Source organism: Microbacterium sp. Beta (assembly GCF_005502545.1).
Classification (GTDB): domain Bacteria; phylum Actinomycetota; class Actinomycetes; order Actinomycetales; family Microbacteriaceae; genus Microbacterium; species Microbacterium oxydans.
Genome location: NZ_SCOG01000004.1, coordinates 186,475 through 209,192, shown reverse-complemented (window position 1 = coordinate 209,192; position 22,718 = coordinate 186,475). Strand labels below are relative to the sequence as shown.

The 22,718-nt window shown below is 68.4% G+C and carries 23 protein-coding genes; 9 read left to right on the top strand and 14 right to left on the bottom strand.

The window, feature by feature from the left end:
• The first annotated feature begins 7 nt into the window (after positions 1-7).
• Positions 8-826, top strand: coding sequence for a BtpA/SgcQ family protein (locus tag FFS56_RS06585; RefSeq protein WP_046746845.1), 819 nt, complete (start codon positions 8-10; stop codon positions 824-826).
• Positions 827-910: 84 nt separating this feature from the next.
• Here FFS56_RS06585 and FFS56_RS06580 read toward each other — a convergent pair whose 3' ends face one another.
• On the bottom strand, positions 911-1,279 hold the full coding sequence (locus FFS56_RS06580; protein ID WP_046746844.1) for a sterol carrier family protein: 369 nt from the start codon (positions 1,277-1,279) through the stop codon (positions 911-913).
• A 50-nt stretch (positions 1,280-1,329) separates the two neighbouring features.
• Here FFS56_RS06580 and FFS56_RS06575 point away from each other — a divergent pair, with 50 nt between their 5' ends.
• From FFS56_RS06575 to FFS56_RS06560, 4 genes are all read left to right on the top strand, one after another.
• Positions 1,330-2,004, top strand: coding sequence for a CoA pyrophosphatase (locus FFS56_RS06575; RefSeq protein WP_127011696.1), 675 nt, complete (start codon positions 1,330-1,332; stop codon positions 2,002-2,004).
• A 68-nt stretch (positions 2,005-2,072) separates the two neighbouring features.
• Positions 2,073-3,350, top strand: a complete 1,278-nt coding sequence (gene purD, locus FFS56_RS06570) for a phosphoribosylamine--glycine ligase (protein WP_046746842.1) — start codon at positions 2,073-2,075, stop codon at positions 3,348-3,350.
• A gap of 256 nt (positions 3,351-3,606) precedes the next feature.
• On the top strand, positions 3,607-4,086 hold the full coding sequence (locus FFS56_RS06565; RefSeq protein ID WP_127011695.1) for a helix-turn-helix domain-containing protein: 480 nt from the start codon (positions 3,607-3,609) through the stop codon (positions 4,084-4,086).
• The gene (locus FFS56_RS06560; RefSeq protein WP_208644310.1) at positions 4,083-5,384 is read left to right on the top strand and encodes an MFS transporter; all 1,302 of its coding nucleotides are present in this window, start codon (positions 4,083-4,085) and stop codon (positions 5,382-5,384) included. Before FFS56_RS06565 ends, FFS56_RS06560 begins: the two co-directional genes overlap by 4 nt.
• 78 nt (positions 5,385-5,462) lie before the next feature.
• Here the strand turns inward: FFS56_RS06560 and FFS56_RS06555 are convergent, their stop codons facing one another.
• The 5 genes from FFS56_RS06555 to FFS56_RS06535 form a co-directional block, all read right to left on the bottom strand.
• Positions 5,463-6,191 carry an amino acid ABC transporter ATP-binding protein gene (locus FFS56_RS06555; protein WP_058631627.1) on the bottom strand — a complete coding sequence of 243 codons (729 nt, stop codon included), beginning with the start codon at positions 6,189-6,191 and terminating at the stop codon, positions 5,463-5,465.
• Positions 6,188-7,666, bottom strand: coding sequence for an amino acid ABC transporter substrate-binding protein/permease (locus tag FFS56_RS06550; protein WP_127011693.1), 1,479 nt, complete (start codon positions 7,664-7,666; stop codon positions 6,188-6,190). Before FFS56_RS06550 ends, FFS56_RS06555 begins: the two co-directional genes overlap by 4 nt.
• A 54-nt stretch (positions 7,667-7,720) precedes the next feature.
• The gene (locus tag FFS56_RS06545) at positions 7,721-8,275 is read right to left on the bottom strand and encodes a GNAT family N-acetyltransferase (protein WP_127011692.1); all 555 of its coding nucleotides are present in this window, start codon (positions 8,273-8,275) and stop codon (positions 7,721-7,723) included.
• Positions 8,276-8,341: 66 nt separating this feature from the next.
• A complete protein-coding gene (locus tag FFS56_RS06540) occupies positions 8,342-9,913 on the bottom strand; it encodes an MFS transporter (protein WP_127011691.1) in 1,572 nt (523 codons plus the stop codon).
• Positions 9,910-10,536, bottom strand: coding sequence for a PadR family transcriptional regulator (locus tag FFS56_RS06535; protein ID WP_127011690.1), 627 nt, complete (start codon positions 10,534-10,536; stop codon positions 9,910-9,912). The genes FFS56_RS06540 and FFS56_RS06535 overlap by 4 nt, the downstream gene beginning before the upstream one ends.
• Positions 10,537-10,754: 218 nt before the next feature.
• Here FFS56_RS06535 and FFS56_RS06530 point away from each other — a divergent pair, with 218 nt between their 5' ends.
• The gene (locus FFS56_RS06530; RefSeq protein WP_127011689.1) at positions 10,755-11,633 is read left to right on the top strand and encodes a phosphoribosylaminoimidazolesuccinocarboxamide synthase; all 879 of its coding nucleotides are present in this window, start codon (positions 10,755-10,757) and stop codon (positions 11,631-11,633) included.
• Positions 11,634-11,651: 18 nt separating this feature from the next.
• On the opposite strand, the gene FFS56_RS06525 is transcribed toward FFS56_RS06530, so the two are convergent.
• Together FFS56_RS06525 and FFS56_RS20475 are read right to left on the bottom strand one after the other, a co-directional pair.
• Positions 11,652-12,047, bottom strand: coding sequence for a type II toxin-antitoxin system VapC family toxin (locus FFS56_RS06525; protein ID WP_046746834.1), 396 nt, complete (start codon positions 12,045-12,047; stop codon positions 11,652-11,654).
• Positions 12,044-12,307, bottom strand: a complete 264-nt coding sequence (locus FFS56_RS20475) for a type II toxin-antitoxin system VapB family antitoxin (protein WP_045262550.1) — start codon at positions 12,305-12,307, stop codon at positions 12,044-12,046. Before FFS56_RS20475 ends, FFS56_RS06525 begins: the two co-directional genes overlap by 4 nt.
• A 111-nt stretch (positions 12,308-12,418) precedes the next feature.
• Between FFS56_RS20475 and FFS56_RS06515 the strand changes: the two genes are divergently transcribed.
• A complete protein-coding gene (locus FFS56_RS06515; protein ID WP_046746833.1) occupies positions 12,419-13,747 on the top strand; it encodes a solute carrier family 23 protein in 1,329 nt (442 codons plus the stop codon).
• Positions 13,748-13,820: 73 nt separating this feature from the next.
• Here the strand turns inward: FFS56_RS06515 and FFS56_RS06510 are convergent, their stop codons facing one another.
• The 5 genes from FFS56_RS06510 to FFS56_RS06490 are packed head-to-tail and all read right to left on the bottom strand — an operon-like array spanning position 13,821 to position 20,000.
• On the bottom strand, positions 13,821-15,551 hold the full coding sequence (locus FFS56_RS06510; protein ID WP_127011687.1) for a biotin carboxylase N-terminal domain-containing protein: 1,731 nt from the start codon (positions 15,549-15,551) through the stop codon (positions 13,821-13,823).
• Positions 15,548-17,152 carry an urea amidolyase family protein gene (locus FFS56_RS06505; protein ID WP_046746831.1) on the bottom strand — a complete coding sequence of 535 codons (1,605 nt, stop codon included), beginning with the start codon at positions 17,150-17,152 and terminating at the stop codon, positions 15,548-15,550. The genes FFS56_RS06510 and FFS56_RS06505 overlap by 4 nt, the downstream gene beginning before the upstream one ends.
• The gene (locus FFS56_RS06500; protein ID WP_046746830.1) at positions 17,152-17,952 is read right to left on the bottom strand and encodes a putative hydro-lyase; all 801 of its coding nucleotides are present in this window, start codon (positions 17,950-17,952) and stop codon (positions 17,152-17,154) included. Before FFS56_RS06500 ends, FFS56_RS06505 begins: the two co-directional genes overlap by 1 nt.
• 1 nt (position 17,953) lies before the next feature.
• Entirely contained in the window at positions 17,954-18,718 is a 765-nt protein-coding gene (locus tag FFS56_RS06495) for a 5-oxoprolinase subunit PxpA (protein ID WP_058631618.1), read from the bottom strand.
• Positions 18,719-18,722: 4 nt separating this feature from the next.
• Positions 18,723-20,000 carry an NRAMP family divalent metal transporter gene (locus tag FFS56_RS06490; protein ID WP_127011686.1) on the bottom strand — a complete coding sequence of 426 codons (1,278 nt, stop codon included), beginning with the start codon at positions 19,998-20,000 and terminating at the stop codon, positions 18,723-18,725.
• 173 nt (positions 20,001-20,173) lie between these two features.
• Here FFS56_RS06490 and FFS56_RS06485 point away from each other — a divergent pair, with 173 nt between their 5' ends.
• Positions 20,174-20,812, top strand: a complete 639-nt coding sequence (locus FFS56_RS06485; RefSeq protein WP_046746827.1) for a GntR family transcriptional regulator — start codon at positions 20,174-20,176, stop codon at positions 20,810-20,812.
• 234 nt (positions 20,813-21,046) lie between these two features.
• Positions 21,047-21,865: a matrixin family metalloprotease gene (locus FFS56_RS06480; protein ID WP_046746826.1), complete on the top strand. Its 819-nt coding sequence runs from the start codon at positions 21,047-21,049 to the stop codon at positions 21,863-21,865.
• Positions 21,866-21,934: 69 nt separating this feature from the next.
• Here FFS56_RS06480 and FFS56_RS06475 read toward each other — a convergent pair whose 3' ends face one another.
• Complete coding sequence (locus tag FFS56_RS06475; protein ID WP_233437372.1) at positions 21,935-22,621, bottom strand: TetR family transcriptional regulator; 687 nt, start codon at positions 22,619-22,621, stop codon at positions 21,935-21,937.
• Positions 22,622-22,718: the final 97 nt, after the last annotated feature.

Sequence of the window (22,718 nt, the reverse complement as noted above, 5' to 3'; positions counted from 1 at the left end):
GAAAGACATGCCCAACTGGCTCCCCGAGGTGTTCGGCACGCAGAAGCCGATCGTGGCGATGCTGCACCTGGCCCCGCTCCCCGGCGACCCCGGCTACGACACCGCTGCCGGAGTGGCCGCGATCGTGAACCGCGCCAAGGGCGAACTCGACGCGCTGCAGAGCGGTGGAGTGGATGCCGTGCTCATCTCGAACGAGTTCAGCCTCCCGTACCTGACGAAGACCGAGCCGATCACCGCGATCACTATGGCCCGCATCATCGGCGAACTGCAGGGCGAGCTCGCCGTGCCGTTCGGCGTGAACGTGCTGTGGGACGGCCGTGCCTCCATCGACCTCGCCACCGCCACCGACGCCGCGTTCGTCCGCGAGATCTTCACGGGCGTCTACGCCAGCGACTTCGGGCTGTGGAACACGAACGTCGGCGAGGTGGCCCGTCATCGGCACCGCATCGGTGCGGCGAACGTGAAGCTGCTCTTCAACATCGTGCCGGAGTCTGCCGCCTACCTCGCCGAGCGCGACCTCGGCGCGATCGCTCGCTCCACGGTGTTCGCGACCAACCCCGATGCCCTCTGCGTCTCCGGACTCACCGCCGGCGCCCCCACCGACACGCAGTCCTTGGCCATCGTGAAGGAGAACGCCGGAGATGTGCCGGTGTTCGTCAACACCGGCGTGCGGGCCTCCAACGTCGCCGACCAGCTGGCGGTGGCCGACGGCGCGGTCGTCGGCACCTACTTCAAGCAGGACGGCAAGTTCGAGAACCGTGCCGACCGCGCACGGGTGGAAGAGCTCATGGGCGCCGCGAAGGCGTTCCGCTCGCAGCTCGTCTGACCGCGAGCTCCCGCTACGCGCAGAGCCGCTCCCGATCCTGGTGGTCGCGGGGCGGCTCCGTGCGTCTCGGGCCGAGTGGCCCGATCACGGTCGTACCGGCAGGACATCACTCAGATCGGCGCGCGTGCCGGAGGCGTGGATACGACCGGATGCTGCGGCATCCGCCCAGGCCTCCGTGCCGGTGGAGACGGCGATCCAGGTCGTTGCATCCATCTCGACCACGTTCGGCGGGGTGCCACGCGTGTGCCGCGGCCCCTGGATGACCTGCACAGCGCCGAACGGCGGCACCCGCACCTCGACGCTGTTGCCCGGCGCCTTCTCATCGAGCAGCTGCAGCAGGTAGCGAACGGCAGTGGCGAGATCGGTGCGCTGCGGCTTCGCACCGGAGGCCTCCGCGGTGCGGACAGCGTCGAGCGCCGCGCGTCCGTCCACGATGTCGATCTTCCTGGCCATCGCTCCAGACTACGACCGACCGCACCACGCCGAGTCCTATGCTCGAACGCATGAGCATGCATCCCCAGGGCGCCCGCGCCGAGCTGCTCGCGGCGGTCGCCGACCACTCGTGGGGCGTGCGCATTCCCCCGCTGGCCGACCCGCAGAGCGCCCACGACGCGGCTGTCCTCATTCTGTTCGGTGTGCTCGACAGCGTCCCGGCCTCCACGACCGTTGCGGCCGTCGCCCGAGACCTCGACGTGCTGCTGCAGCGGCGCGCCCCCACGCTCTCGTCGCACCCCGGACAGGTCTCCTTCCCCGGCGGGAGGGTGGAACCGGAAGATGCCGACGTCGTCGCCACGGCCCTGCGCGAGGCGGAAGAGGAGACCGGACTGGACCCGGCCGGTGTCGAGATCCTGGCCACCCTGCCCGAGATCCCGCTCGCCGCGAGCAACCATCTCGTGACCCCCGTGCTGGCGTGGTGGCAGTCGCCGTCCCGGGTCGTGGCGGTCGATCATGCGGAGACGGTCGAGGTGTTCCGAGTCCCTGTCGCGCAGTTGCTCGATCCGGAGACCAGGTTCACCTCGACGATCACCCGCATGGGCCACACCTTCCGCGGCCCGGCGTTCGATGTCGACGGCACGATCGTCTGGGGCTTCACCGCGATGGTGCTCGACGCGCTCTTCGACGCGGCCGGCTGGACCGTGCCGTGGGACTCCACGGTAGAGCGCCCCGTAGAGCTCTGAACGTCGCCAGAGGGCCGCACGCCACAGACCGCCGAAACCCGGTCCACGACCCTCGGTAGTCTGGACGGGTGAAGATTCTCGTCCTCGGTTCCGGTGCCCGTGAGCACGCGATCATCCTCGCCCTGCGGGCAGAGCAGACGGAGCACGAGATCTTCGTCGCGCCGGGCAACGCCGGCATCGCTCAGGATGCCACCCCGGTCTCGGTCGATCCGCTCGATGGTGGAGCGGTCACCGCCTTCGCCCATGAGCACGCGATCGATCTGGTCGTCGTCGGTCCTGAGGCCCCGCTCGTCGCCGGGGTCGCCGATGCACTGCGTGTCCGCGGAATCCCGGTGTTCGGACCGGGGAAGGCCGCCGCCCAGCTGGAGGGCTCGAAGTCGTTCGCGAAGCGCGTGATGGATGCCGCCGGCGTCCCCACCGGCCGCGCTGTCCGCGCCGCCACCACGGCCGATGTCGAGTCGGCGTTCGACGACCTCGGCGCCCCCTACGTGGTCAAGGCCGATGGACTCGCTGCGGGCAAGGGCGTCATCGTCACGTCCGACCGCGCGCACGCCCTCGCACACGCCGAGCAGTATCTTCCCGCAGGCCCCGTGCTGATCGAGGAATTCCTCTCCGGCCCCGAGGTCTCCCTGTTCTTCCTGAGCGACGGCGACACCGTGCGCGCACTCAGCCCCGCACAGGACTTCAAGCGTGCGCTCGACGGCGACGAAGGGCCCAACACGGGAGGCATGGGCGCCTACTCGCCGCTCCCGTGGCTCGACGAGCAGTTCGGCAGCGAGCGGGCCTTCGTCGAAGAGGTCACCCGCGACGTGGCACTTCCCGTCGTGCGGCAGCTCGACGCGGAGGGCACCCCGTTCATCGGACTCCTCTACGCGGGCCTGATCCTCACCCCCGCCGGCGTACGCGTGATCGAGTTCAACGCCCGCTTCGGAGACCCCGAGACGCAGATCGTGCTTCCGCGCCTGGTCACCCCGCTGTCGGAACTGCTGTTCGCCGCGGCATCCGGCACCCTCGAGGATCAGCCGGAGCCCGTGTTCAGCGACGACGTCGCGATCACGGTCGTGCTGGCCAGCGAGGGATATCCCGAGTCGCCGCAGACCGGCCGCCCGATCGAGGGTCTGGCCGACGCCGCAGCCGTCGAGGGCGTCCGGATCGTGCACGCCGCCACTGCGAGCCCCGATGCCCCGGGCGGATCGCTCATCGCCACGGGCGGTCGGGTGCTGAACGTGGTGGCTGTCGCCTCCGACTTCCGCACCGCGCGGGACCGCGCCTACGACGCGATCGCCCGTATCCGCCTCGACGGCTCCCACTACCGCACCGACATCGCCGCCCGCGTCGCCGAGTAACCGGCGCCGCCCGCATCGTCACGCCCGCCGCGTCGTCGCGCTTGCCGTGCCGCGGAGCGCACGGCTCCTCCCGAACGCACGGCTTCCCCACACCGACTGCCCGTGCGCTCGGCGAGTGCACGGGCAGTCGGCGAGGCCCGAGGAGTCCGTGAGCGCACGAGGCGTAGGGCATGAAAGCTGCCGAATACGGGGCGGATGACTGCCAACGTGCGTGAACGCGATTGACACTCGAAGCTTTCTTCAAGAAAGTTATCGCATGCCGCTCCGCTCCGACTGGTCGTCTGCGACCTGCCCCATCGCGCGCTCCGCCGACATCCTCGCCGACCCCTGGGTGCTGCTCATCCTGCGTGAGCTCTTCTCCGGACGCACTCGGTTCGACCACCTGCGCGAAGCCACCGGCGCGGCCGACTCCGTACTGTCCCGGCGACTCACGGCGATGAGCGAGGCAGGACTCGTCGAGCGCGAAGACCCCGCCGATGCGCGCAGCGGTTACCGCGTGACGGCCGCGGGGCATCAGACACTCCCGATCCTGCACGCCTACGCCCGGTTCTCCCGCGTCACCGACCCGGACGGCCCCTGGGGTCTTACGGTGAGCTGCGGTCGATGCGGCGAGATCTCGGATTCGGTCGATTGGTGCGTCACGTGCGCGGCACCCCTCGACGTCGACAGCACCCGCTGGGCGCGACGCAGCATGGGCGAGGAGCCGTTCGCCCTCCTCACCGGACGCGCGGCGTGACCGCCGAATCGCTCGACGGGCCGATCGAGGAACCCCTCGGCACTCGGCAGCGTCGATTCCACCCCGCGTGGACCGTGGCCCTCGTGGCTCTCATCGCCCTGATCGGCGCCGCCGGTTTCCGCGCAGCTCCCGGCGTGCTCATGGTGCCACTCGAGGAGGAGTTCGGATGGACCACGGCGGAGTTGTCGCTCGCCGTCTCCATCAATCTGCTGCTCTACGGACTCATCGCCCCGTTCGCAGCAGCCCTCATGCAGCGGTTCGGGATCCGCGCGGTCACGGTCGTCGCTCTCTTCGTGATCGGGGCGGGCTCAGCGCTGAGCATGTTCGTGGCGACCCCCGGCCAGCTCATCCTGACCTGGGGCGTGCTGATCGGACTCGGCACGGGGTCGATGGCGCTCGTGTTCGCGGCGACCATCACCGACACCTGGTTCGCCACCCGGCGCGGACTCGTCTCGGGCGTTCTGACCGCAGGCAGCGCGACAGGTCAGCTCATCTTCCTCCCCGTGATCGCGGCCGCGGCCGAAGACGTCGGATGGCGCGGAGCGTCACTCATCATCGCGGGCGGAGCTCTCGCCGTCGTGCCCCTGGTCTGGATCTTCCTGCGCAACAGGCCGAGCGACCTCGGCGTCGCCCGCTACGGCGAGACCTCACTCGCGCCCTCCCCTGCACCCGTCCGTCGCGGCTCTGCCTGGGGCGCAGCGAAGCTCGCCCTCTCGACGCTGAGAGAAGCCGCGCGCACCAAGACCTTCTGGGCGCTGGCGATCGGCTTCGCGATCTGCGGAGCGACCACCAACGGACTCATCGGCACGCATTTCATCCCCAGCGCGCATGATCACGGGATGGCGACGACGACCGCAGCCGGGCTGCTGGCCGTCGTCGGCGTCTTCGACATCGTCGGCACCGTGTTCTCCGGCTGGTTGACCGACCGGGTGAACCCGCGCATCCTGCTCGCCGCCTACTACGCGCTGCGCGGGGTGAGCCTGCTCTTCCTGCCGAGCCTGCTCTCGGCGGAGGTGCAGCCGAGCATCATCGTCTTCATCGTGATCTACGGGCTCGACTGGGTCGCCACAGTGCCGCCGACGATCGCGCTCTGCCGCGAGGTCTTCGGCGACAAGGGTCCGCTCGTGTTCGGCTGGGTGTTCGCAGCGCACCAGATCGGCGCCGGTATCGCCTCGATCCTCGCCGGTGTCGTGCGCGACCACACCGGCCAGTACACGGTCGCGTGGTTCGCCGCCGCGGGTCTCTGCGCGGTCGCCGCCCTGGTCAGCGCGACCATCCGCAGGCATCCCGCACCCTGACCCTCGTTCGAATCGCGCAAATGGTTGCATCCCGGGGCGGAATGCAACCATTTGCGCGATTGGTGACGAGGAAGGGCGTCAGAGCACCTTGGAGAGGAAGTCCTTCAGACGCTCGTTCTTGGGGGCACCGAACAGCTCGGCGGGCGGGGCCTCCTCGACCACGACGCCGCCGTCCATGAAGACCGTGCGGCCGGAGACCTCACGCGCGAAGCCCATCTCGTGCGTCACCAGCACCATGGTCATGCCGCCGGAGGCGAGGTCGCGGATGACCTGGAGCACCTCGCCGACCATCTCCGGGTCGAGCGCGCTCGTCGCCTCGTCGAACAGCATGATCTCGGGGTCCATCGCCAGCGCACGGGCGATCGCCACGCGCTGCTTCTGACCGCCGGAGAGGGATGCCGGCTTCGCGCCCGCCTTCTCCGACAGGCCGACACGCTCGAGGAGCGAGAGCGCCCGCTCCTTCGCCTCGGCCTTGGTCAGCTTGCCGCACTCGACCGGGGCGAGAGTGATGTTCTCGAGCACGGTCATGTGCGGGAAGAGGTTGAAGTGCTGGAACACCATGCCGATGCGCTGGCGCACCTCATCGAGCTTCACGCTCTTGTCCGTCAGGTCGACGCCATCGATGATGACGTGCCCCGACGTGGGCTCCTCGAGCTTGTTGAGGCAACGCAGCAGCGTGGACTTCCCCGAGCCGGACGGGCCGATGACCGCGACGACCTCGCCATCCTCCACGGCCAGATCGATGCCCTTGAGCACCTCGTTGTCACCGAACGACTTGTGCAGGTCCTGCACCAGGATCTTGCTCATGCGTTGAACGTCCTCTCCAGGCGGTTCGCGAGCAGCGTCAGCAGCGTGATCACGACGAAGTAGATGATGGCGACGATCGTCAGCACCTGCGCCGACAGGTACGTCGAGGCGATGATCTGGCGGGAGACGAACGTCAGCTCGGCGAGGCCGATGACGCTGATCAGCGACGTGTCCTTGAGGGTGATGATGCCCTGGTTGACGAACGAGGGCACCATGATGCGGAACGCCTGCGGGAGCACGACCTTCTGCATGGTCTTCCAGTGGCTCAGACCCAGCGAACGCGAGGCCTCGTTCTGGCCGGGGTCGACCGCCTGGATGCCACCGCGGATGATCTCGGTCATGTAGGCACCCGTGTTCAGCGAGAGCGTGATCGCTCCGGCGACGAACGGGTTGAAGGTGAGGCCGGGGAACAGCTGCGGGATCGCGAAGAACACGAAGAACGCCTGGATGAGGATCGGAGTGCCGCGGAAGACGTACACGTAGGCGGTCGCGACCCAGCGGAACGGCGCGAACTTCGAGACCCGTCCGAAGCCGAAGATGAGCCCCAGGATGAACGCGGCCACGATGGCGACGATCGTCGCGAGGATCGTGAGCCACAGGCCCTCCATGAGAGCCGGCCAGTACTTCACCGCGACGGAGAAGATGTCGGTCGGCTGGGTGGACTCCTCGCCACCCGACAGGTAGGTGTCGACGATCTTGTCGTACTCCCCTGAAGCCTTCAGGTTCGCGAGCCCGGCGTTGAACATCTCGATCAGCTCGGGCTTCTGCCCCTTGTTGACCGCGAATCCGTACTCGCCGCCGAGCTCGGGCTCACCCACGAGGCGGAAGCCGGAGCCCTGCTGGATGCCGTAGGCCAGCACCGGGAAGTCCTCGAAGTAGCCGACCGCCTGGCCGGCCTTCACCGCGTCGACCATGTCGGTCGTGTCCTGGTAGGGGGTGACCTTGAACCCGTACTCGTCCTTGTTCTCGTCGGCGAAGGTCTGCCCCTGCGTACCGGTCTTGACCGCGACGGCCTTGCCGTCGAGGTCGTCGAGCGACGTGATGTCGCTCGACTCGAGCACGCCGAGCTGGATGCCGCTGGTGAAGTAGGGCTCGCTGAAGTCGAACGTCTTCTGCCGCTCCTCGGTGATCGACATGCCGGCCATGACCGCATCGACCTGGTTCGACTGCAGCGCCTGGACGGCGGCGTCGAATCCGAGCTGGCGGATCTCGACCTCGAAACCCTGGTCCTTCGCGATCGCTCGGAGCAGGTCCATGTCGATGCCGACGAGGTCGCCGTCGGCATTCGTGAACTCGAACGGCGCGAACGTCGTGTCGGTGCCGATGACGTACTTGTCGCCGTCATTCGCTGCGGCGGCGGGGGCGGAACCGGCGAGGAGCGCCCCGACGCCGACGAAGGCGACGAGTGCGGCTGCGCCGGCGGTGCGCACCGATCGGCGCAGACGGCCAGCCGCGGTGGATGGATTTCGGATCACGACGTGTGCTCCTCGGGTCGACAGCAGCGACCGGACGACCGCCGAGGAACTACCCTAGCTCGCGGCGAGTCGGGTGCCCGAAACGTCGATCCAATACCGGCGGACGAGCGGCTGCCCCGCCTGCGGTGCCTCGATCACGTCTTCGAGCTCGCCACCGGCTCCCTCGATGGTGCGGATGGACCCGACGTTGTCGTCGTCACAGGTGAGCATGACCCGTCCGTAGCCCTCCTCCTTCGCCTGGCGGAGCACCTGCCGCATCGCCTCGCGGACGATCCCTTCGCGGCGACGGGAAGGGATCACCGAATAACCGATGTGGCCGCCGAAACGGCGCAGGTAGTCGTTGAGCTCTCGGCGGAAGGAGAGGAAGCCGACCACCTGATCGCCCTCGGTGATCCAGTAGTAGTCGCAGGGCACGTGCCCCTCCGGGAGCACCGCGCCAGGTGTGGCGTAGAGCTCTGCACGCTCGACGAACGCCTCGAAAGCGGCCCGGTCCGGCACGAAGCCCTTCTCGAGACCGCCCCCGTCGACGTGTCCACCCTCGAACTCGGCCACTGCGGCGGCCCAGGAGTCGAAGAGGTCGATGTTCGGTCGAGAGAGTGCGATCGTCATCGCCCGATGACACCAGAAAGGGGCCGCGTCCGCAAACCGACGGACACGGCCCCTCCCCTGGTTCGACTACTCGGTGCGCGCGGATGCGGGCGCTGCCGCCTCCGTCTTGTCGTACCGACCGAGGAACAGCGAGGCGATGAGCGCGACCGCCATGACGCACGCCGGCAGCAGGATCGCCTGCGACATCCCCGCAGCGAACCCGTCCGCCACCTGCGGCGGCAGTGCACCCCCGGTGGAGATGCCCGCCGGTGCGTCAGCGAGCCCCGGAAGGTTCGCTTCGAGACGGGACTGCATGAACGCGGCGATGGAGGCCGACCCGATCACCGATCCGATGGTCCTGGTGGTGTTGTAGATGCCGGCACCTGCACCCGCCTGGCGCGGGGGCAGCTTGCGCGTCGCGGTGGTGGCGAGCGGACCCCACATGCCGGCGTTGCCGATACCCATCAGCGCCGAGGGCAGCAGGAACATCCAGATCGGGGTGTCCATGTTGATCAGAGCGGAGTACCAGATCAACGCGGCGGCGACGCAGAGCAGCCCGGGGATGAGGATGATGCGCGGGTCCACGCGGTCGAGGATCTTGCCCGCGACCGGAGCGAGCACTCCCGACAGCACCGCCATCGGGATGAGGAGCAGCGCCGCCTCCGTCGGGGTGAGCCCCCGCGCGGTCTGCAGGAAGAACATCATCGGCAGCGACATGCTCGTCACCGTGAAGCCCACGGCGGCGATGGCCACGTTCGCTCCGGAGAAGTTGCGGTCGCGGAACAGTTCGAGCGGAACAAGAGGTTCACTGCGTGTCTTCGCCTGCTGGAAGATGAACAACCCGAGCACGACGAGTCCGGCGATGATCAGACTCCACACCGAGATCGGGCCCCAGATCACGCCCCAGTCGAATTTCTCGCCTTCCTGCAGTCCGAACACGATGAGGAACAGCGCCACGGCGCTGAGCACCACACCCACGATGTCGAAGCGGTGCGGGTGCGTGGCCAGCTTCGGGACCAGGCGCCAAGCGAGCACGAAGGCGACGATGCCGACCGGGATGTTCACGAAGAAGATCCACTCCCAGCCGAAGCCGTCCACGAGCAGACCACCCACGAGCGGACCGACGAGCGTGGCGACACCGGCGGTCGCACCCCACAGGCCCATCGCCGCGCCTCGACGTTCGGGCGGGAAGGTGCGGGTGATCACGGCCATGGTCTGCGGGGTCATGAACGCGGCGCCGAGACCCTGCACGGCACGTGCGGCGATGAGCATCTCGAGCGAATCGGACAGCCCGCACCACAGCGAGGCGAGGGTGAACACCGCAAGGCCGATGAGGTAGATGTTCTTCGGGCCGAAGCGGTCACCCAGGCGCCCGGTGATCAACAGCGGCACCGCATACGCGAGCAGGTAGGCGCTCGTGACCCACACGACGTTGTCGAGGTTGTTCGTGTCGGGGTCGAGGGCGGCCTTGATCGCCGGGTTCGCGACCGAGACGATCGTGGTGTCGACCAGGATCATGAAGAAGCCGATGACCAGCGCCCAGAGGGCGGGCCAGGGGCTCGCGGGCTTGTGCCCGACCGAGTAGGTACCGGTCGACGGACCGGAGGTGGAGGGCGCGGAGACCGGCGGGCGGTCTCCGTCGCGAGGGATATCTGTCATTGCTGTGCAGCCTTTCGCTGAGCGCGGTAGCGGTCTGAGTTCTGGAATGCCGTGGGACCCCACGGCAGGACACGGGCTTCGAGACGATCGAGGAGGGAGTCGAGCCAGCGGAGCTCGGCCGCCAGCAGAGCTTCCTGACGCTCGATCTCGACCAGCACCTGCTCGGGCACGTGCTTCTCCCTCGCGTTGCCGAGCCCGTCGCGGTGGCGAGCGTGATCCTCGACGAGCGCGACGCGCCTCGCGCGCAGGAGGTCCATGACCTCCGGGCGCTCGAGGTTGTGCGCCTCGGCGAGCGCGATGCGGAAGTCGGCCGGGTGATCGACGCGGGGCAGCTCACGCTGCACCCACCTCACGACGGCCTCACGTCCGGTCTCCGTCAAGGAGTAGGTCGTCCGCTCGGGCCGATTTCCCTCGCGGTCGATGCCGAGTTCGTCGATCAGGCCGGCGCGGTGCAGCCGGGACACCGTGTGGTACAGCGTCCCGTTGGTGATCGAGAGCAGGCGATCATCATGGCGCGCCCGCATGAGACGCACCATCTCATAGGGGTGCATGTCGCCTTCGCGCAGCAGCGCGAGCACCATCACCCCCATGGGAGTGAGCCGGTCGACCGCATCCTTCTTCATGTCCCACCTCAAATAGTCCATGTGGACTATACGCCTGTTTCCGCCCCTTGAACAGACGGGGTCGAACTTCTCACCGAGACCCATGCTCTCCGTCGAGACCCATGCTCTCCGTCGAGACCCACGCCCCCCGGCGTGTGCGGGGATGGGTGTCGGCGCGGAGCATGGGTCGCGAAGGAGTGCGGGCGAGAGCATCGCGAGGGAACCGGGATAATGGGCGGGTGAGCACACCTTCAGAAGGCACGGCACAGAGCATTCCCGGCTGGCGGCACATCTACTCGGGCAAGGTCCGCGACCTGTACGCCTCCGAGGATCCGGCGGATACGCGCATCCTCGTCGTCGCCTCCGACCGGGTGAGCGCCTTCGACTTCGTCCTCTCCCCCGGTATCACCGACAAGGGCGCCCTGCTGACGCGACTGAGCCGCTGGTGGTTCGCGCAGCTCTCCGACTTCCCCAACCACATCGCCGAGGGCGAGCTGCCAGAGGCCGTGGCGGATCGCGCGATGCTCGCCCAGTCGCTCGAGATACTGCCGATCGAGTGCGTCGTACGCGGTTACATCACCGGTTCCGGATGGGCGGAGTATCGGGAGAGCGGGACGGTGTGCGGCATCCCGCTGCCGGCCGGCCTGCAGAACGGCGACCGACTGCCCGAACCTCTCTTCACTCCGGCCTACAAGGCCCCGATGGGCGAACACGATGAGAACATCACGTTCGAGCGCGCGGTCGAGCTCGTCGGCCCCGAGCGCGCGGCCGACCTGCGCGACACCTCCCTTGCCATCTACACGGCTGCGGCCACCATCGCCGAGGAGAAGGGTCTGATCCTCGCCGACACCAAGTTCGAGTTCGGCACGGACGCCGACGGCACGCTGCGCCTGGCCGACGAGGTGCTCACGAGCGATTCGTCCCGCTACTGGGATGCCGAGGCCTGGCGCACCGGCACGACACCGAGCGCGCGGATGGCGAGCTTCGACAAGCAGATCGTGCGCGACTGGCTCGCCGCCAACTGGGACCAGGAGGGCGAGCCACCCCTGCTCCCGGACGACGTGGTCGAGCGCACCGCCGACCGCTACCGCGAGCTGATCGAGCGCCTCGGCGCCTGACGCTTCAGGCCTGACGACTCAGCTCAGCTCCACCCGGCGCACGTCTGTGTGGATGAAGTCGTCACCCTTGAAGAGCAGAGGCTCGTCGCGACTGATCGCGAGCGCATAAGAGAAGCAGTCGCCATAGTTCAGCCGAGCCGCGCTCCCGGAACCGCGTCCGAATCTGACGTACGCCCTGGCCGCCAGACGCGCCTGGGCCTCGTCGAGCGGAACGACGGTCGCACCCGTCGCTTCCAGAAGCTCGTCCAGCGCGAGCACCTTCGCCTCGCCTCCCTTGCCGCGGAGCACGATCATGCACTCCGTGAGCGTGGCCGCGGACAGTGAGAAGGGGCCCTCCTCCAACAGTTCGCTCATCTCGGCAGCTTCGGGCTCAGCCATCAAGACAGCCACGAGGGCCGAGGAATCGACGATCAACGCGGCATACCCGTCTCGTCGTAGAGCTCGTCCATGATCTCCTCGGTCGTGCGTCCGGTGGAGGGAATCTGCTGCGCCCGGCGGATCACCGCACGGATACGGCGACGGCGCTCCTCTTCTTCGCCCGAGCGTTGCTCCTCCAACTCGGCGAGGCGCCGCCGAACGGCATCTTCCACCGCACTGGTCTGACTCTGCCCGGTGAGCGCCGCGAGCCGGCGCACCAGCTCATGCGTCGTCTCGTTCTTGATGTTCAGACTCATGTCTACCATTCTACCTCGCCGTCTACCATGGTAGAAGACGTTCAGTGAAAACTCAGGAATCGGTAGTGTTGCTCCGGCACTCCTGCCATCCCCCGAACCTGAGGAGCCCGCATGGCCCTGTGGAAGCTGCACGGAAACGGCCGCACGGTCGAGCCCGGTGCCGTCGTCCGTCCCGACGAGCGCCTGAACTGGCCCGCGACGATCGCGATCGGACTCCAGCATGTCGTGGCGATGTTCGGGGCCACGTTCCTGGTGCCGATCATCACCGGGTTCCCGGTCGCCACCACGCTTCTCTTCAGCGGTGTGGGAACGATCCTGTTCCTGCTGGTCACACGCAACAAGCTGCCCAGCTACCTCGGTTCGTCGTTCGCCTTCATCGCGCCCGTGACCGCCGCCACCGCCTCCGCGAACATGGGCACGGCCCTGGCCGGGATCGTCGCGGTCGGCATACTGCTGGCGATCATCGGGGTCGTGGTGCACACGGTCGGGGTGAAGTGGGTCGACCGCTTCCTGCCGCCGGTCCTCGCCGGCACGATCGTCGCCCTCATCGGGTTCAACCTCGCCGGTGCCGCGCACAACAACTACGCGGCAGCGCCCGTGACGGCGACTTTCACGCTCGCCATCACCATCCTCTTCGCCGTCGTCTTCCGCGGCTTCCTCGGCCGCATCTCGATCTTCCTCGGCGTCATCGCGGGGTACATCTTCGCGGCGTTCCGGGGAGAACTCGACTTCTCGGCCGTCGAGAAGGCCGACTGGGTGGGACTTCCCACCTTCCACTTCCCGAACTTCACCGAGCCCGGCACCCTCACTGCGCTCGCGATGTTCCTTCCCGTGGTCCTGGTCCTGATCGCCGAGAACGTCGGACACGTGCGCGGCGTCGCGACCATGACGGGTGACACGACCGTGAACCAGCAGACCGGCAAGGCCCTGATCGCAGACGGCGTCTCCACCACGCTCGCGGGATTCTTCGGCGGTTCGGGCACGACGACCTACGGCGAGAACATCGGCGTGATGGCATCCACCCGCGTCTACTCGACCGCCGCGTACTGGGTGGCCGGCGCGGCCGCGATCCTCCTCAGCCTCTCCCCCAAGTTCGGCGAGGTCATCAACTCGGTGCCCGCGGGAGTGCTCGGCGGCGTGACCACGGCGCTCTACGGCCTGATCGGCGTCATCGGCATCAAGATCTGGGTCGACAACCGGGTCGACTTCTCGCGCCCGGTCAACCAGTACACGGCAGCTGTCGCGCTGATCATGGCCGTCGGAGGCTTCATGATCAAGGACGAGGCATCCGGCTTCGAGTTGGGCGGCATCGTCATCGCCACCGTCGCTGCGATCCTGATCTATCACCTGGGCAACCTCATCGCCCGCCTGCGCAAGACAGGCGCCGACGACCCCAAGCCCTTGGAGGCGGTCGGTCCGCTCGGCGGCGATCCCGAGTAAGCCAGCCCCACAGACGACGATCCCGGATGCCTCTCCTGAGGCATCCGGGATCTCTGCGTTCGCCGTGGAGCGCTCAGCCGATGGCCCCGAGAACCTGATCCGCCGACACCATCTCCGCGACCTCAGCTCGGTAGGAAAGGGTCCCGGTCCGGTGCGCGGTCACCGTGGTCTCCATCTTCATGGCGTCGAGCACCGCGACGGGTTCGCCCTCCGTGACCTCGGCGCCGTCGTCGACGAGCCACCGCACGAGAGTGCCGGGAACCGGCGAGCGCAGCTCACTCGGATCGGTCGTGGGTGCTGCGGCCGCAGGGTCGACGGGACGACCGAGGCCCGACAACAATCCGGCGGGGATCCCGAGCATCACACGTCGACCGTCGATCTCGACCGGGAAGCGCTGCAGCACGTCGTCCGGCACCGCTGCAGGTCGCGACTGAGTCTCGAGCTTCGGCAGCAGCGCCTTCTCGATCCACTGGGTGTGCACCGCGAAGGTCGCCGTGGCGAACGCCTGCTCGTCGAGCGCCATCACGTCGAACGGGATGACGGTGGCCGGTCCATCGACCGTGAGCTCCCGCAGCGCCCGCCGCGCGCGCACGATGGCGGCATCGCGGGAGTCGGCATGCACGATCAGCTTGGCGATCATCGAGTCGAAGGCCGATTGCACGACGTCGCCCTCCTCGATGCCGCTGTCCCACCGCACACCGGGTCCGCCGGGGATCCGCAGCCTCTCGACACGACCGGGGCTCGGCAGGAATCCGCGCCCGGGGTCTTCGGCATTGATGCGGAACTCGAAGGCATGCCCGACGGGTGTGGGCGTCTCGACGAACGACGGTCCCTCCCCGAAGGCGATGCGGAACTGCTCGCACACGAGGTCGGTTCCGGTGACCTCTTCGGTGACCGGATGCTCCACTTGGAGCCGGGTGTTCACCTCGAGGAACGAGATGGTGCCGTCGGCCGCGAGCAGGAACTCCACGGTGCCGGCCCCGCGGTAGTTCACCTCAGCGCAGATCGACCGTGCCGCGTCGTGGAACCGCGCGCGCTGCTCGACGGAGAGCCCGGGAGCAGGCGCCTCCTCGATCAGCTTCTGATTGCGGCGCTGCATCGAGCAGTCGCGGTCGCCGACCACCACGACACCGCCGAGTCCGTCGCCGAGCACCTGCACCTCGATGTGGCGCGGGCTCTCGAGGAAGCGCTCCACGAAGCACTCTCCTCGGCCGAAAGCCGCGACCGCCTCGCGAGTGGCCGCGTCGAAGGCCTCCGCGACCTCGGAAAGCTCACGCACCACCTTGAGCCCGCGTCCGCCGCCGCCGAACGCGGCCTTGATCGCGATCGGGAGGCCATGTTCCTCGGCGAACGCCACCGCCTCCGCGGGCCCTGCCAGAGGCTCGTCGGTGCCGGCGGCGAGCGGTGCGCCGACCTGCTGGGCGATGCGGCGGGCCGTCATCTTGTCGCCGAGCGCGTCGATGCTCTCGGGGGTCGGTCCGATCCAGACCAGCCCCGCATCCTCCACGGCACGGGCGAAGCCCGCGCTCTCCGACAGGAATCCGTATCCGGGGTGCACGGCAGTCGCCCCTGACTGCCGCGCGGCCGCGAGCAGCGCGTCGACGGACAGGTACGTCTCGGCCGCCGTGGAGCCGCCCAGCCCCACGGCCTCGTCGGCCAGGCGCACGTGCAGGGCATCGGCATCCTGATCCGCATAGACCGCGACCGAGGTGTATCCGGCTTCAGCGCAGGCACGGATCACACGAACCGCGATCTCTCCGCGATTCGCGATCAGCACCTTCTGCGTGGGTGACGCCGTGGTCATGAGGGCTCCTTGACGGTGAGACGAAGACGCACTCCTGGAGCCAGCTGACCCGCGAGGTCGAGGCTGCGATCCGTGAGCGCACCGATGATGGGGTATCCCCCGGTGAGCGGATGGTCGGGGAGGAACAGGACCGGCTGTCCGTCGGGCGGCACCTGGATCGCACCGGTGACGGCACCCTCGCTGGCGAGTTCGCCCACGCGCGCACGTTCCAGAGGCACCTCACCGTGCAGGCGGATGCCGACGCGATCGGACCGTGGCGTGACCGTCCACTCCTGGTCGGTGAGGGTGGCGAGTGCCGACGGCGTGAACCAGTCGTCGCGCGGACCGAGCGTGATCTCGAGCTCGATGAGTTCGCCGGGGGCCGGCAGATCGCGCGGAAGGGCATCGGGCTCGACGGGATGCACGCCGGCATCGCCGACCCGGATGACGGCACCGGCTCCGAGCCTTTCCGGGCCGAGACCGGCGAGCGTGTCCGCCGCGCGACTTCCCAGCGCCGGCGCCGCGTCCAGGCCCCCACGGACGGCGACGACGTAGCGCAGTCCGCGTTCGGGGTGCCCGAGAGTGAGGTGATCGCCGTCGACCGTGGCGAAGGGTTCACCGTGTGCGACAGAGCGCTCGCGCCCCTCGGCGTCCTGCAGGGTGAGCGCACCGAGAGCACCGGTGACCGCCGCGACACCGGCACCCCGGAACCGCAGGACCGTTCCCCCGACGCTCTCAAGCACCGCGGCATCGGTCGCGTTGCCCACAGCCCGGTTGGCATCGCGCATCGCCCGACGGTCGGCCACCCCCGATGCCGAGACCCCGAGCGCCGCATAGCCGGGGCGACCGGCATCCTGCACCAGCAGCTGCAGCGACGGGCGGACCACCTCGACCGCGGCATCAGTGCCGAAACCCAGACCGTCCGCAGCCGACGCCGCGTGTTGCGCCGCGACGCGCCCAGGCCGCGCCGGGTCATCTCCGTTTCGGCCTGGATGACCTTCTGCCAGCCGAGCGGTTTCCCGCACGGGCTCGAAGCGCACGGTCGCGCCGGGCGCCAGCAGCGCAGGCGGCGTGCGGTCGATGTCCCACATCACGGCATCCGTGCGACCGATCAGCTGCCATCCGCCCGGGCTCTCGCGGGGGTACACCCCGGTGAACTGTCCGGCGAGCGCGACCGAGCCGGCGGGCACGCGCGTACGCGGCGACGATCGGCGCGGCACGTCGAACAGCGGATCGCTGCTCACCACGTATCCGAAGCCGGGGGCGAACCCGGAGAACGCGACCCGCCAATCGGCAGCGAGATGCCTGTTGACGAGCTCTTCCGCCGACACGCCCAGCAGCGACGCCGCCTCGTCGAGGTCTTCACCGTCGTACCGCACGGGGATGACGGCATCGCCGGTCGCCGGGAGGTGCGCCGCATCGACCTCCGTCGCCTCCAGCACGGTGCTCAGATCATCCGCGGAGATGCGGACGGGGTCGAAACGCACCAGGACGGTCCTGGCGCCGGGGATGCGCTCGAGGACTCCGGGCAGTCCGTCCCAGGCGAGGTTCAGGCGCATCGCCTCGTCGAGGTCGGCCGCCTCGACGAGCAGGGCGTGATCGGATGCGGTGAGGATGCGCATCAGACGAGATACTCCGCATCGGGGACATCGGTGATGAACATGTAGCCCGGAGCGTGCGTGATGGCGAACGGCGGCTTCGAGGCCATGATCGCCGCCTGCGGAGTGACACCGCACGCCCAGAACACCGGGACCTCGCCGTCGCGCACCTCGGGGGCGTCACCGAAGTCCGGATGCGCCAGGTCGTCGATGCCGAGCGAGGCCGGGTCGCCGATGTGGACGGGAGCACCGTGCACAGCGGGAGTCCGCCCGGAGATCTGCACCGCGTCCGCCACCCGGGACGCGGGGATGGGGCGCATCGACACGACCATCTCGCCGCGCAGTCGTCCCGCGGGAGCGCACGCCGCATCGGTGCGGTACATCGGCACGTTGCGTCCGAGCTCCTGATGCCGGATCGGGATGCCGGCCTGCACGAGCCCGGATTCGAAGGTGAAGCTGCATCCGATGAGGAAGGCGACCAGATCAGGGTGCTCGGCCCAGGCCGCTCTCGCGTCGCCGACCTCCTCCGCCAGCTCGCCGTCGCGCCAGACGCGATACCGGCCGATGTCGGTGCGGATGTCGCTGCCGGGCGCGAGCCGAGACTCCACCTGACCCTGCTCGATGACCTCCAGCACGGGGCACGGCTTCGGGTTGCGCTGGGCGAACAGCAGCGTCTCGAAAGCCCAGTCGGCCGGCACCGCGATCAGGTTCGCCTGCGTCAGCCCGACCGCGACGCCACTGGTCGGCTCGGCATGCCCGGCACGGATGGCGGCCCGAGCTCTGCGAGCATCGGCGAGCTGAGCGGCGGAGGCGAGGACGGACACGTCAGGCTCCCGCGAACGGGGCGATCGTGATGCCCGCATCCTGCAGCATCCGTCTGGTCTCCGCCGCCATGGCCACCGAGCCGGGACTGTCGCCGTGCACGCAGATCGACTGCGCGACCACGGGTACATCGGTGCCGTCGATCGCGCGGATCACGCCGTCGGCGGCGAGGCGCACCATGCGCTCGGCGACTTCGGCGGGGTCGTGCAGCACGGCCCCCTCCTCGGCGCGGGAGACGAGCTGGCCGTCCGGCTGATAGGCGCGATCGGCGAAGGCCTCGGCCGCGACCTCGAGTCCTGCACGCTGGGCGACGTCGAGCACGACACCACCGGAGAGCCCCAGCAGCACGAGCTTCGGGTCGATCGCCCTGATGGCCGCGACGACATCCTTCGCCTGCCGTTCGTCACGCGCGATCGTGTTGTACAGCGCGCCGTGAGGCTTGACGTACGACACCCTGCCGCCGACCGCCGAGGCCAGACCCATGAGCGCACCGAGCTGGTACTCGACGTGCGCCTGCAGCGCGGCCGAGTCGATGTCGACCTTCGTCCGTCCGAAGTTCTCGTAGTCACGGTAGCCGGGGTGCGCACCGATCACGACGCCGCCCTGCACCGCGGCCGCGAGCGTCTCTCGGATGCCCTCCGGGCTCCCGGCGTGGAAGCCGCACGACACGTTCGCGCTCGTGACCAGCCGCAGCATGCTCTCGTCGTCGCTGACGATCCGGTCGGCGACGTTCTCGCCGAGGTCCGAGTTCAGGTCGATCGACGTCATGCGATCACGCTCCGATTCCGAGGAAGGCGAAGATGGGACCGATCGACACGATCCCCATGTACCAGGTGAGCAGCGTCACGAGCGTACCGGCGACGAGCAGCCACATCGGGTACTTCTTCGAGCCGAGCAGATCGCGCCGGAACCAGCCGATGTACATGAACACCGTGAGTCCGATCGGCAGGATCAGGCCGTTGAAGCCGCCGACGAAGACGAGGATCGCCGCCGGGGCCGTGCCGATCGACAGGTACACCGCCAGAGACACGACGATGAACGCGACGGTCGCGAGCTGCAGCGGCCATCCGCCCTTGAGCTTCTTCGTGAACGTGGAGAGGAAGGTCGCAGAGGTGTACGCGGCGCCGATGACCGAGCTGATCGCCGCGGCCCAGAAGATCGCACCGAAGATGCGCAGGCCTGCGTCGCCGAGCACCGCGCCGAACGCCTGACCGGCCGGGTTCGCACCCTGACCAGAGAGGTCGAGGGTGACGCCGGAGGCCACGACGCCGAGGATCGCGAGGAACAGCACGTAGCGCATGATGCCCGTCACGAGGATGCCGTTGGTCGCCGCGCGCATCACGGGGCCGGCGTGCTCCGGACCCGTGTGACCCGAGTCGAGGTAGCGGTGGGCGCCGGAGTAGGTGATGTATCCGCCGACGGTTCCGCCGACGATCGTGGTGATGGTGGCGAAGTTGAGCTCATCGGGCACGAAGGTCTGACGCAGCGCCTCGCCGATCGGCGGCTGCGCGATCACGGCCACGACCACGGTCATGACGATCATGCCGATGCCGAGCACCACGAGCACGACGTCCATCACGGAGCCGGCCTTCTTCACGAGGAAGATGATGATCGCGAGGACTGCGGTGATGATCCCGCCGAGCTTCGCGTCGATGCCGAGCAGCGCGTTCAGGCCGAGACCTCCACCGGCGATGTTCCCGATGTTGAAGGCCAACCCGCCGATCACGACGAGCACCGCGATCAGATGCCCGGAGAACGGGATGGCGCTGTTGGCGAGTTCACCCGCGCGCTTTCCGGAAGAGGTGATCATGCGCCAGATGTTCAGCTGCACCGCGATGTCGACGAGGATCGAGACGAGGATCGCGAACGCGAACGCCGCGCCCATCGTCGCCGTGAACGTGGCGGTCTGCGTGATGAAGCCGGGACCGATGGCACTGGTGGCCATGAGGAAGATCGCGCCGATGACGGCGCTGCGCCCGGCGCGCTTCTTCACGGAGGAGAGGCGGGCTTCGTCTTCCGGCGAGAGGGAGGCAGTGGTCTGCTCAGACATGGAGGGGGATTCCCATCGTCGTTGGTGGGTGTCGGGTGACCCCCAGTGTAGAACGGATAGAACCCGATTGTTCAACAATCATGTTACGGCCGCGCTACAGAACGGTTGCCGTCGTGTGATTTCCGGCACCCGATCGGCGACGACCCCCGTGAACCGACGCCTACGATGAAGGCATGAACCAGCAGGGTCCGCTCGCCGACGTGCTCCGTCAGCGCATCATCGACGGCGACTTCGCGCCGGGGTCCCGCCTTTCGGAGTCTGCCCTCGCCGAGCAGTTCGACGTCTCGCGCAACACCCTTCGCGAAGCGTTCCGCGTCCTCGCGGAGCAGGGCCTCGTCGAGCACATCCCGCACCGTGGCGTCTCGGTGGCCTCCCCCACCATCGCCGACGTGATCGACATCTACCGCGCCCGCCGCGTGATCGAATGCACGGCCCTGCGCCAGTCGGAGCCGGAGCACCCCGCCGTACAGCTCATGCACGACGCCCTCGCCGAGGCCGAGGAGCAGCTGCCGCACGAGGACTGGCGGCGCATCGGCAGCGCCAACATGGCCTTCCATGATGCGATCGTGGCCCTCGCCGACAGCGCGCGCCTGGCCCGCACCTACCGCGACGTCGCCGCCGAACTGCGGCTCGTCTTCCTCGAGATCGACGAGCCGCGGTCCCTGCATGAGCCATTCGTCCGTCGGAACCGTGCGGTGCTCACAACCCTCCTCGAGAGGGGTCCCGAGGCGGCCGCGGAAGAGCTGGAGCGATACCTCACGGCATCCGAACGGAGCGTGCTCGGCGCCTTCGCCCGCATGGGTCATGCCTGACCCCTGACCTCTCGCGGCTCCTGGCAGCACCTTCGACCAGAACAGTGTTCGGTATTTCTGACCTGAGTGCATAAATCTGTGAACGTGCCGGGAAATGTCTTGCCATCCCGTGAAAGCGGTGCTTACCGTGAGCGGACTTCGGCGGATCGGGACGCAGAGCTGCTCCCCTGTCCACCCGGAGGCCGCGTACCGAGGGGGTGCGCGGAATCGTTCAGATCGAAAAGGACCACTACTTTGCGACTCACGAGAAAACTGGCGTTCGCCGCTACCGCGGCTGCTGCGCTCTGCCTCGGCACGGTCATCCCCGCTGCCGCCAACTCCACGCCCGACGCCGACGACATCCCCACCTTCCAGGAGTTCGAGGCGTCGACCTACCGAGACGTCGACGGCGCCTACGTCGTCAACGGAGACGAGGTGATCTCCAACCAGGGCGAGCTGCGATCGTTCTACGAGCAGCTCCTCGGCGCCGACCCCGTGACCAACGGCCTGATCGTGAACACGGTCAACAACATCGACGACAAGTGGTCGAACACCCAGGTGGGCAACCTCACGTACTGCGTCAGCACCGCTTTCGGTGCTCGTCACGCCGACGTGGTCAACGCGATGGAGAGCGGCGCCGCACTCTGGGAGGCCGCGTCGTCGAAGGTGGACTTCATCTACGACAGCAGCGCCGACGCCAACTGCACGACGCGTAACAACGCCGTCCTGTTCTCGGTCGAGCCGGTGCAGACGACGCAGTACATCGCCAGGGCGTTCTTCCCGAGCACGGCACCGCGTCTGCAGAACGTGCTCATCGACGACTCGATCTGGACCCCCGGGTCATCCTGGACCCCGACGAATGTCCTCGGACATGAGCTCGGCCACGTTCTCGGCTTCCGCCACGAGCACACCCGCCCGGAGGCCGGCACCTGCTTCGAGGACAACAACTGGCGTCCGCTGACGCCGTACGACTCCTCGTCGATCATGCACTACCCGCAGTGCAACGGCTCCTCTGACGACCTGTCCATGACGAGCGTCGACACCGCCGGCGTCGTCTCCCTCTACGGCAACTGACACGCTCCGCACCGCCGGAGACAGCGGGGCCCGGTCGTTCTCGACCGGGCCCCGCTGGCTGCCGCGGCATCAGAGGCGCGGGTTCGGCACAGCTTCATCCGGACGCAGAGCCGCTGTCGCCCGCGGCCGCGGTTCGCCGTCGCGGAGCGGAGCCGGGGGCGCGATGGGAGCGGTGGGCTCCGGCAGTCCGTATCGACGCAACATCCACCGTCGCGCCTCTTCGAGCGGATAGGTCTCGCCGAAGACGGCGGACTTCACGAAGACGCCCTCGATGGTGCTGCGCAGCATGACCTCTTCCAGTGCCGGGTCCTCGGCCCCGCGCGCGCGGAACAGGTCGCGGACCGCGTCCTCCGCCGCAGTGGCGCCCGCCTCGTGCCGCGCCTCCGACTCCGCGAAGAGCCGATGCGTGGCCGGCTGCTGCTGCATCGCGAGCACGGCCCGCTGCAGGGGTATGGCATACGCCGTCGCGGTGAGGGCGCCGTCGATCACCGCGGCGAGCATCTCATCTGGCGTGCCTTCGACACGGGCGAACCCGAGCACGGTCTCGAACCACCGGTCGATCACGGCGGCGACGAGCTGCTCCTTGCCGCCGAAGTGATAGTTCACGAGGCCCTGCGCGACGCCGGCCCGCTTCGTGATCTCGGCGATGCTCGCCCCCGCGACGCCTCGCTCGCTGAACGCCTCGATCGCCGCCTGCAGGATGTTCTCCCTGGCGCGCTCCCTGGCCACCCTGTTCTGCTCGTCGGAGCGTGCCATCGGCATCCACCTCCTGAGTCCCGCCGGCCTGTCTTTCCGAATCGCCCCCCGCCGTATAGATTACTCACTGAATGTTTGTTCAATCTATGAGCAGGCG